7 protein-coding genes and 1 pseudogene are annotated in these 9,529 nt (G+C 73.8%); 4 read left to right on the top strand and 4 right to left on the bottom strand.

What is annotated here, in order from left to right; genetic code table 11:
* The 4 genes and pseudogenes from ACFU99_RS20970 to rsmH all read right to left on the bottom strand — a co-directional run.
* Window positions 1-299 (bottom strand): annotated as a pseudogene (locus tag ACFU99_RS20970) (UDP-N-acetylmuramoyl-L-alanyl-D-glutamate--2,6-diaminopimelate ligase); the annotation flags it as partial.
* 12 nt (window positions 300-311) lie between these two features.
* Window positions 312-2,264: a peptidoglycan D,D-transpeptidase FtsI family protein gene (locus ACFU99_RS20975; protein ID WP_384394162.1), complete on the bottom strand. Its 1,953-nt coding sequence runs from the start codon at window positions 2,262-2,264 to the stop codon at window positions 312-314.
* Between the two features lie 3 nt (window positions 2,265-2,267).
* The gene (locus tag ACFU99_RS20980; protein ID WP_384394164.1) at window positions 2,268-2,732 is read right to left on the bottom strand and encodes a septum formation initiator family protein; all 465 of its coding nucleotides are present in this window, start codon (window positions 2,730-2,732) and stop codon (window positions 2,268-2,270) included.
* Window positions 2,729-3,688, bottom strand: a complete 960-nt coding sequence (gene rsmH / locus ACFU99_RS20985) for a 16S rRNA (cytosine(1402)-N(4))-methyltransferase RsmH (protein ID WP_384394166.1) — start codon at window positions 3,686-3,688, stop codon at window positions 2,729-2,731. Before rsmH ends, ACFU99_RS20980 begins: the two co-directional genes overlap by 4 nt.
* A 383-nt stretch (window positions 3,689-4,071) precedes the next feature.
* Here rsmH and ACFU99_RS20990 point away from each other — a divergent pair, with 383 nt between their 5' ends.
* The 4 genes from ACFU99_RS20990 to ACFU99_RS21005 form a co-directional block, all read left to right on the top strand.
* Window positions 4,072-4,626 carry a beta-class carbonic anhydrase gene (locus ACFU99_RS20990; RefSeq protein WP_384394168.1) on the top strand — a complete coding sequence of 185 codons (555 nt, stop codon included), beginning with the start codon at window positions 4,072-4,074 and terminating at the stop codon, window positions 4,624-4,626.
* Window positions 4,627-4,827: 201 nt separating this feature from the next.
* Window positions 4,828-5,868, top strand: coding sequence for an AAA family ATPase (locus ACFU99_RS20995; protein WP_384394170.1), 1,041 nt, complete (start codon window positions 4,828-4,830; stop codon window positions 5,866-5,868).
* The gene (locus ACFU99_RS21000) at window positions 5,868-7,277 is read left to right on the top strand and encodes a DUF58 domain-containing protein (RefSeq protein ID WP_384394172.1); all 1,410 of its coding nucleotides are present in this window, start codon (window positions 5,868-5,870) and stop codon (window positions 7,275-7,277) included. Before ACFU99_RS20995 ends, ACFU99_RS21000 begins: the two co-directional genes overlap by 1 nt.
* The coding region (locus ACFU99_RS21005) for a transglutaminaseTgpA domain-containing protein (protein WP_384394174.1) at window positions 7,274-9,529 on the top strand (2,256 nt) is incomplete at its 3' end. The genes ACFU99_RS21000 and ACFU99_RS21005, both read left to right, overlap by 4 nt.

A 9,529-nucleotide genomic window follows, 5' to 3' on the forward strand; every position in this document is an offset into this window, starting at 1 on the left:
GCCGCGTAGACGTCGCCGGGGCGTACGGCCCGGGAGTCGTGGGTGATGCCGGTCGCGGCGCCCTGCGGGGCGTCCGCCTCGGCCGCGACGCCCAGCTGACCGGCCAGCTCCGCGAGGGACACGGGTTGGACCTGGGTGGGGCGGGGCGCTCCCGGATACGTTTCGGGGGCGTCCTTCTGGGTGGTTTGGAACTGATCAGCTTGGGGCACGGCGGTGAGCGTACCGGGCGCACCCGCTTCGCCGCGAAGTGAGGGGCGCGCCGGGCGGCGGTTCCCCGGCTCGGGGGTGATGGTCGTCACGGCCGGTCCCGCTCACTGACCGGGCTCATACGTCACGGGCAGCCGAGGGGGTTGTTTTCCGGACGGCGGGACCTGCATCGTCTTCAGCGCGAACCGCATGACCTGCTGGTATACCGGCCCGCAGATCTGGCCGCCGAAGTAGCTGCCCTTGGTGGGGTTCTGGATGGCGCAGTAGACCGTGACCCGCGGCTGGTCGGCGGGGGCGAACCCGGCGAACGAGGCCGTATATCCGTGGTAGCGGCCGGTCTTGGGATCCACCCGGTTGGACGTGCCGGTCTTGCCCGCGACCCGGTAGCCGGGGATCTTCGCCTTGCCGCCGGTGCCCCCCTGGTCGTCCACGACGGATTCGAGCATCGTGGCCAGCGTCTTGGCGGACTTCTCGCTGACCACCCGGTTCTTCTCGGGGGCCGGGGCGGGCTCGAAGCGTCCGTCGGGGCCCTTGGTGCCGCGTACGAGGGTGGGGGTGATGCGCTCCCCCCCGTTGGCGATGGTGGAGTAGACGGACGCGCCCTGCACGGCGCTCAGGGAGAGCCCTTGGCCGAAGGGGATCGTGTACTGCTGGGAGGCGCTCCAGTCCTTCGGCTTGGCGAGGATGCCGGGGGTCTCGCCGGGGAAGCCGAGCCCGGTCGGCTGCCCGATGCCGAACTTGTGGAGGTAGGAGTAGAGGACCTCGTTGGCCTGCTTCTGGCCCTTGCCCTTGGCGAGCTGTTCGCTGGCGAGGATCGTGCCGATGTTGCTGGACTTGGCGAGCACGCCGTTGAGGGTCAGATGCCAGGTCTCGTGGTCGATGTCGTCGGCGAAGGACCGGTCGGCGCGCGGCAGCCGGTTGGGGACCTCCACCTTGGTGCCGGGCGTGGCGACGCCCTCGTTGAGGACGGCCGACATGGTCATCAGCTTGCTGACGCTGCCCGGTTCGTACGCGTCCTCCACGGCGGCGTTGCCCATGGCGGAGGCGCTGGCGTGCGCGAGGTCGTTGGGGTTGTAGCCCGGAGCGTTGGCCATGGCCAGGACCTCTCCGGTGCGGGTGTCCTGCACGACGACGTAGCCGCGGTCCGCCTTGGACTTCTCGACCTGCTTGGTGATGGCGCTCTGGGCGGCCCACTGGATATCGCGGTCGATGGTCAGCTCCACGTCGGAGCCGGGCACGGCGGGCTGCTCCTTGACGTCGGCGGTGGGCACCTGGCGGCCGCCGGACTGGGCGTAGACGAGCTTGCCGTTCTTGCCGGCGAGCTGCTTGTCGAGCTTGGCCTCGACTCCGCCGCCGCCCTTGCCCTCGGCGTTGACGAAGCCCAGTATCCCGGCGGCCAGGTCGCCGCCGGGGTAGACGCGCTTGCTGTGCGGCTCGCGGTTGACGCCGGCCAGGACGTTGGTGCCCTTCGTCTTCACGGCCTTGTCGGCGAGCGCGGCCTTGAGGTCCTTGATCTGGTTCCAGACCTGCGGGGTCTGCTGGCGGGCGAGGACCGCGTACTTCGACTTGGGGTTGGCCGTGAGCTTGCGCTCCAGGTCCTTCTCCGGCTGCCCCAGGATGGGCGCGAGGAGCGTCGCGGCCTGCCGCGCCGCGTCGGGGATCTTGGCCCGGTCGGGGGTGAGCAGGTCCGGGGCGGCCGTGACGTCGTACGCGTCGATGGTGGTCGCCAGGTCCACGCCGGCCCGGTCGGTGATCGTGCCGCGCTCGGCGGTCAGCGTCACCGGGATATAGCGGTTGACGTTCGCCTTGGCCGCGTACGCGCTCGCGTCGACGGCCTGCACCTGGAGGAGGCGGACGACGAAGGCGAGGAGGACCAGGGCCATGGCGAGCCCGATGAGCCGCAGCCGGGGGCGCGGGCTGCCGAGCCGGATGGACTGGGGGCCGCCGCGGGGGCGGGTGGGGCGGGAGCCGGGCCGCTTGGCGTTCGGGCGGGCGGTCGCGGGCCGCTGCCGCGGGGGGCCGGGGGCGCGGCGGCGGGGGTCCTTGGGGTCGCTCACGCGTCACCTGCCGGGGGTCGGGGTGGCCGGTACTGTCGCGGCGGGGGCCTGGAGGAGCGCCGGGGGCTGCTGTTGGACCGGGACCGTGTACGAGACGGGCTCGTCGCCCTCGGGCGCGGGGGACGGCGAGCCGTGGACCGTGCCGTCCGGGCTGAGGAAGGCCGGGTTGCCGCCGGGCACCATGCCCAGCTCGCGGGCGCGCCGGTCCAGCGCGTCGGGGGCGGAGAGCTTGTCGACGTCCTGCTGGAGCGACTGCTGCTCGTCCGTCAGCTCGGTGGTCTGCTTCTCCAGCCTGCTGAGCTCGAAGGAGCCCTGGTTGAGCGAGGAGTTGAGCACCAGCAGGCCGATCAGGCCGGAGCCGAGGAGCACCACGACGAGCAGGACGAAGGGCGTCCGCCTCGCCCCCGCGGGCCCGGCGGGCAGCAGCCGGCCGAGCAGGCCGCCGGGGCGGCGCGCGGCGGCCGTCACGGGGCCTCCTCGCGGATGCGCTGCGCGGCGCGCAGCCGGGCGGGGGCGGCGCGCCGGTTCTCCGCGATCTCCTCCTCGGTGGGCAGCTCCGCCCCGCGCGTGAGCAGCTTGAGGCGGGGCTGATAGCGCTCGGGCACGACGGGGAGGCCGGGCGGCGCGGTGTTGGCGGCCCCGGCGGCAAAGACCTGCTTGACGATCCGGTCCTCCAGCGACTGGTACGACAGGACGGCGATCCGGCCGCCGACGGCGAGCGCGCCGACCGCTGCCGGAATGGCCTTCTCCACGCTCGCGAGTTCGCCGTTGACCTCGATGCGCAGCGCCTGGAAGGTGCGCTTGGCGGGGTTGCCGCCGGTCCGCTTGGCCGCCTGCGGCAGCGCCTCGCGGATCAGCTCGACGAGGCGGGCGCTGTTGCTGAACGGTTCCTTCTCCCGCTCCCGGACGACGGCGCCGACGATCCGCTTGGCCTGCTTCTCCTCGCCGTACGCGCGCAGGATGCGCACCAGCTCGCCGGGCGGATAGGTGTTGAGGACCTCGGCGGCGCCGATGCCCGTCGTCTGGTCCATGCGCATGTCCAGCGGCGCGTCCTGCGCGTACGCGAAGCCGCGGTCGGCCTCGTCGAGCTGCATGGAGGAGACCCCGAGGTCGAAGAGGACGCCCTGGACGCGCGGGATGGCGAGCCGTTCCAGCACGTCGCCGATCTCGTCGTACACGGCGTGCACGAGGGTGGCCCGGTCCCCGTACGGCGCAAGGCGCTCACCTGCGAGTTCGAGGGCGGCGGGGTCCCGGTCGAGGGCTACGAGCCGGGCCGCGGGGAAGGTCGACAGCAGCGCCTCGCTGTGCCCGCCGAGGCCCAGGGTGCAGTCGACGACGACCGCTCCGGGCTCCGCTAGAGCGGGCGCCAGCACGTCGAGACAGCGCTGGAGCATCACCGGAACATGTCGCGCGTCGCTGGCCATGCGCCCTTCTGAAGGGTTCGGCGCGGGTCCGTGCGCACCGCCGGGTCCCCGCCCGCTCGAAGGGGAAGCGGCCGGTCTGGCGCCGGGGAAGTGACGTCAGGCGACCGGAGCGGGAGGAGGCCGAGCGGTACGTGCGCCCCGCGCACGTGGAGTAATCGGTTCCAAGGGGAGCGTCACGCCTCCCACTTCGCGCCACTTTAGTCCACTCGTCCCCTCGGTCAACCAACTGGCCAGCGCGTCCCGCGACGGCCGCCGAGCACCGCTCCCACCTGTGCGGCCGCGGGGCGATGGGCCTTGTGGGTTACCTCACAGGCATCCGTGCGACACGGGTTTATCGACCCGCACAGAGGCCGGACGACCTGCGGCGGGCTACCTTCGTACACATGTCGATATCTGCGTCTCAGCCGCCGTCCCCGCACAACGACGGCGCCCCCGCCGAAGGAACCGTCACCGACCGCCTGGTCGAGGCCAACGAACGCTACGCCGCCGCCTTCAGCGACCCGGGCATGGACGCCCGCCCCGTCCTCAAGGTCGCGGTCGTCGCCTGCATGGACGCCCGCCTCGACCTGCACGCCGCGCTCGGCCTGGAGCTCGGCGACTGCCACACCATCCGCAACGCCGGCGGTGTGGTCACCGACGACACCATCCGCTCCCTGACGATCAGCCAGCGCGCGCTGGGCACCCGCTCGGTCGTGCTGATCCACCACACCGGCTGCGGCCTGCTCGGGCTGACCGAGGACTTCCGGCATGATCTGGAGGACGAGGTCGGCCAGCGCCCGTCGTGGGCGGTGGAGGCGTTCAAGGACCTCGACAGCGACGTGCGGCAGTCGATGCAGCGCGTGCGCACGTCCCCGTTCCTGCCGCACACCGAGGATGTCCGGGGCTTCGTCTTCGATGTGACGACGGGTCTGCTCCGAGAGGTCGACGGGCGCGCCTGACGCCGGAAACGATCACATGACAGAGCTCGGAACCGGCCCCGGCGGAGAGTTATCCACAGGCGGTGACGCGACGCCGCCGGGACGGCGAGAATACGTACGTGGCCCTGCCCTCCGCCGGTGCGGAGCGCGGGGGTCACGCTTTCGGGGTGGGCCGGTCCGTACGGAGGACCAGGGCTTTGAGAACGGGCCGAGGAGGGCCGGGTGACGACCTATGACGAGCGAGCGAGCCTCAGCGATCTGACCACCACCGCGGAGCGCATCCGCAGGTCGGTGGAGGGCGTGATCGAGGGCAAGCCGGAGGTCGTACGGCTTTCGCTGACGGTGCTGATGGCCGAGGGCCATCTGCTGATCGAGGACGTGCCGGGGGTGGGCAAGACCATGCTCGCCAAGGCGCTGGCGCGGTCCATCGACTGCTCGGTGCGGCGCATCCAGTTCACGCCGGACCTGCTGCCGTCCGACATCACGGGCGTGAGCGTCTACGACCAGCAGCGGCGGGACTTCGAGTTCAAGCCGGGGGCGATCTTCGCCCAGATCGTGATCGGCGACGAGATCAACCGCGCCTCGCCCAAGACCCAGTCGGCGCTGCTGGAGTCGATGGAGGAGCGACAGGTCACCATCGACGGGCAGACGTACCAGCTGCCGAGCCCGTTCATGGTGGTGGCCACGCAGAACCCGGTGGAGATGGAGGGCACGTATCCGCTGCCGGAGGCGCAGCGCGACCGGTTCATGGCCCGGGTCTCGATCGGCTATCCGAGCGCGGACGCCGAGCTCCAGATGCTGGATGTGCACGGCGGCGCGTCGCCGCTGGACGACCTCCAGCCGGTGGCGCACGCGCACGAGATCATCAAACTCGTGGAGGCGGTCCGCACGGTGCACGTGGCCGACTCCGTCCGGCGGTACGCGGTGGACCTGGTCGCCGCCACCCGGCAGCACCCGGACCTCAGACTCGGCGCGTCGCCGCGCGCGACGCTGCATCTGCTGCGGGCCGCCAAGGCCGCGGCGGCGCTGGAGGGCCGGGAGTTCGCGCTCCCCGACGATGTGCAGGCACTCGCCGTCGCGGTGCTCGCGCACCGGCTGCTGCCGACCGCGCAGGCCCAGCTGAACCGGCGCACGGCCGAGCAGGTCGTCACCGACATCCTTCAGCGCACCCCGGTGCCCACCGCCGAGCACCGGGGGACGCCGCCGATGCCGCCCGTGCCCCCGGCGTACGGCGGGCAGCCGCCGGGCTGCCGGCGGCTGTGATGCGGGCCGGGGGGCCCGTCAAGGCCGCCGCGACAGCCGCCGCGACCACCGGGACCGCAGAGGCCGACATGGGCGACGGCGGCGGTCTGCGGTCGGCGTTCGCCGGGCTGACCACCCGCGGCCGGTCGTTCCTGGCGGCGGGCGTGGCCGCCGCGGTCTGTTCCTACGTGCTGGGCCAGTCCGACCTGCTGCGGGTGGGGCTGCTGCTGGCCGTGCTGCCGCTGGTGTGCGTGGGCGTGCTGCACCGCACCCGGCACCGGGTCGCGGGCAGCCGGCGGCTGTCGCCCGCCCGGGTGCCCGCCGCCGCCGAGGCGCGCGTGCAGCTGCGGATCGACAACGTCTCACGGCTGCCCACGGGGCTGCTGATGCTCCAGGACCGGGTGCCGTACGTGCTCGGTCCGCGCCCGCGCTTCGTCCTGGACCGGGTGGAGGCGGGCGGCCGGCGCGAGGTGTCCTACCGGGTCCGCTCGGACCTGCGGGGGCGCTATCCGCTGGGACCGCTCCAACTGCGGCTGACCGACCCGTTCGGGATGTGCGAGCTGACCCGCGCCTTCAGCACGTACGACACGCTGACCGTCGTGCCGCGCGTCGAGGCGCTGCCGCCGGTGCGCCTGGCGGGCGAGGCCGCGGGGTACGGGGACGGGCGGCTGCGTTCGGTCGCGCTGGCCGGCGAGGACGACGTCATCCCCCGCGAGTACCGCCACGGCGACGATCTGCGCCGGGTGCACTGGCGCTCCACCGCCCGCTACGGCGAGCTGATGGTGCGCCGCGAGGAGCAGCCGCAGCGCGCGCACTGCACGGTGCTGCTCGACACCCGAGGCATCGCCTTCCAGGGGGCGGGGCCCGACTCGGCCTTCGAGTGGGCGGTCTCCGCCGCCGCCTCGACGAGCGTGCACCTGCTGGAGCGGGGCTTCTCGGTGCGGCTGCTGACCGACACCGGCGACTCGGTGCCCGGCCCCGACGGCATGGGCGGGTACGCGGGCTCCTCCCACGACTCCGCTGACGCGGCGGGACTGGTCCTGGACACCCTGGCGGTGGTGGACCACTCCGAGGGCGAGGGGCTCTCCCCCGCCTACGACACGCTGCGGGGCGGGGGCGAGGGGCTGCTGGTCGCGTTCTTCGGCGACCTCGACGAGGAGCAGGCGGCGCTGGCCGGGCGGATGCGGCAGCGCAGCGGCGCGGCGGTCGCCTTCCTGCTGGACTCGCCGTCCTGGGCGCGGGACGTGCGCGGCGGCGACGCCGCGGAGCTGGAGGACCGGCTGCGGGTGCTGCGCGAGGCGGGGTGGACGGCGCTGCCCGTGCCGCCGGGCGCGTCGCTGGCGGAGCTGTGGCGCCAGGCGGACCAGCAGCGGGCCCGTTCGAGCGGGCCCGCGAAGCAGGGCGGCACGACGGCAGGGGGCTGGTCATGAGTGGACGCGCACGGCTCGCGGTGTGCGCGGCGGTGGCGACGCTGGCCTCCTCCTGCGCGCTGCTGCCGCTGGTCGACCGCGCGACCTGGTTCCTCCAGGCCGCGCTGCTGGTGATGATCCAGAGCTCGGTGGGCGCGCTGGCCCGCCGGGTGCCGCTGGCGCGGGCGCTGACCGTGCTGGTGCAGGCGGCCGTCGCACTGCTGCTGCTCACCCTGATCTTCGCGCAGAGCCAGGCGATCGGGGGGCTGCTGCCCGGCCCGGACGTCTTCCATGAGTTCGGGCAGCTGCTGCGGGAGGGCGCCGACGACGTCGGGCGGTACGCCATACCGGCTCCGACGACCGAGGGCATCAGGCTGCTGCTGGTCGGCGGCGTGCTGGTGGTGGGGCTGGCGGTGGACGCGCTCGCCGTCACCTACCGCAGCGCCGCGCCCGCCGGGCTGCCGCTGCTCGCGCTGTACTCGGTCGCGGCGGGGCTGGCCAAGGGCGGCGCCGACTGGCTGTGGTTCCTGGCGGCGGCCGGCGGCTTCCTGCTGCTGCTCCTCGCCGAGGGCCGGGACCGGCTCTCCCAGTGGGGGCGGGTCTTCGCCGGCGGCGGCGCGCGGCGCCCCACGGGTCCGAGCAGCACCCTGGGCCCGGCGCCGGGGGCGGTCGGCCACGCCCTCGCCCCGGTCCGTACGGGGCGGCGGATCGGCGCGCTGGCGCTCGGCATCGCGCTGGCGGTGCCGGCGGTGCTGCCGACGATGGACGACGGCCTGCTGGGCTCCCGCGGGGCCGGCGGCGGGCAGGAGTCCGGCGGCGGCACGATCTCGGCGGTGAACCCGCTGGTCTCGCTTCAGAACAGCCTCAACCAGCCCGAGAACCACGAGGTGCTGCGGTACCGCACGTCGACCAGCGACACCCAGAACATGTATCTGCGGATCGTGGCCCTGGACCAGTTCGACGGCTCGTCCTGGAAGGCGTCGGAGCGGCACATCACCGATGTGCCGGATCCGCTGCCCACGCCGTCCGGGCTCTCCCCCGAGGTGCGCACGGACACCGTCAACACCTCCGTGGTGGCCGCCGAGACCTACGGCCAGACCTATCTGCCGCTCCCCTACCCGGCCACGCATGTGTCGGTCGGCGGGCGGTGGCGGTTCGAGCCGGAGGGGCGGACCCTGGTCGGCGACCACGGGCAGACCACGCGGGGCTCGCGTTATCAGGCGTCGAGCCTGCTCGTGGAGCCGACGAGCTCCCAGCTGGCCGCGGCGCCCGCGCCGCCGAAGCGGCTCCTGGACGAGTACACGAAGGTGCCGGACTCGCTGCCGTCCGTCGTGCGCGACCAGGCGAGGAAGGTGACGGCGGGGGCCGCGACCGGGTACGCGCGGGCCGTGAAGCTCCAGGAGTGGTTCTCCACGACCGGCGGCTTCCGCTACAACACCGAGGTGCGGTCGGGCAGCGGCAGCAGCGCCATAGCCAAGTTCCTCCACGACAAGGAGGGGTTCTGCGTCCACTTCGCGTTCTCGATGGCGGCGATGGCGCGGACGCTGGGCATTCCGGCGCGGGTCGCGGTCGGCTTCACACCGGGGACCCCGCAGGTGGACGGCACGATGTCGGTCGGCTCCAAGGACGCGCACGCGTGGCCCGAGCTGTACTTCGAGGGCGTCGGCTGGACCCGGTTCGAGCCCACGCCCAGCCGGGGCTCGCAGCCCGAGTACACGATCGCCCAGACGCCGTCCGGCACGGACCCCGGCAGCCCCTCTCCGACGCCGAGCCGCTCCGCGGCCCCGTCGGCGGGGGCATCGGCCTCGCAGAGCTGCGACCCGCGGGCCAAGCGGCTCGGGGAGTGCGGAGCCGCGGCGCAGCAGGCGAGCGGCGGCTCCGGCGACCGGAGCGGCCCGACGAGCGCGATCGTGGCCGGCTCCGTCGGCGTGGCGGTGCTGCTGGTGCTGGCGCTGCCGATGCTGTGGCGCACGCGGGTACGAGCCCGGCGGCTCGGCGAGTCCGGCGGGCGCACCCCGCAGGACGGGGCGGGCCGGACGCTGGCGGCCTGGCGGGAGCTCATCGACTCCGGCTGGGACTATGGCGTGCCGCCGGACGACTCACAGACGCCGCGGAAGTCGGCGGCCCGGATCGTACGGCTCGGCGGGCTGGACACCGCCGCCGCCGAGGCGGCGCACCGGGTCGCCGCGGCGGTCGAGCAGGTGCTGTACGCCCCGCGCCCGCGGCCGGTGAGCGGCCTGGCGGGCGATGTGGAGCGGGTACGGGCCGGCCTG

Source organism: Streptomyces sp. NPDC057654 (assembly GCF_042800135.1).
Taxonomy (GTDB): Bacteria; Actinomycetota; Actinomycetes; order Streptomycetales; family Streptomycetaceae; genus Streptomyces.

Bases quoted from the DNA above. Each gene is read 5' to 3' on its own strand.
- rsmH (WP_384394166.1), bottom strand. From the start codon at position 3,688: ATGGCCAGCGACGCGCGACATGTTCCGGTGATGCTCCAGCGCTGTCTC.
- ACFU99_RS20990 (WP_384394168.1), top strand. From the start codon at position 4,072: ATGTCGATATCTGCGTCTCAGCCGCCGTCCCCGCACAACGACGGCGCC.
- ACFU99_RS21000 (WP_384394172.1), top strand. From the start codon at position 5,868: ATGCGGGCCGGGGGGCCCGTCAAGGCCGCCGCGACAGCCGCCGCGACC.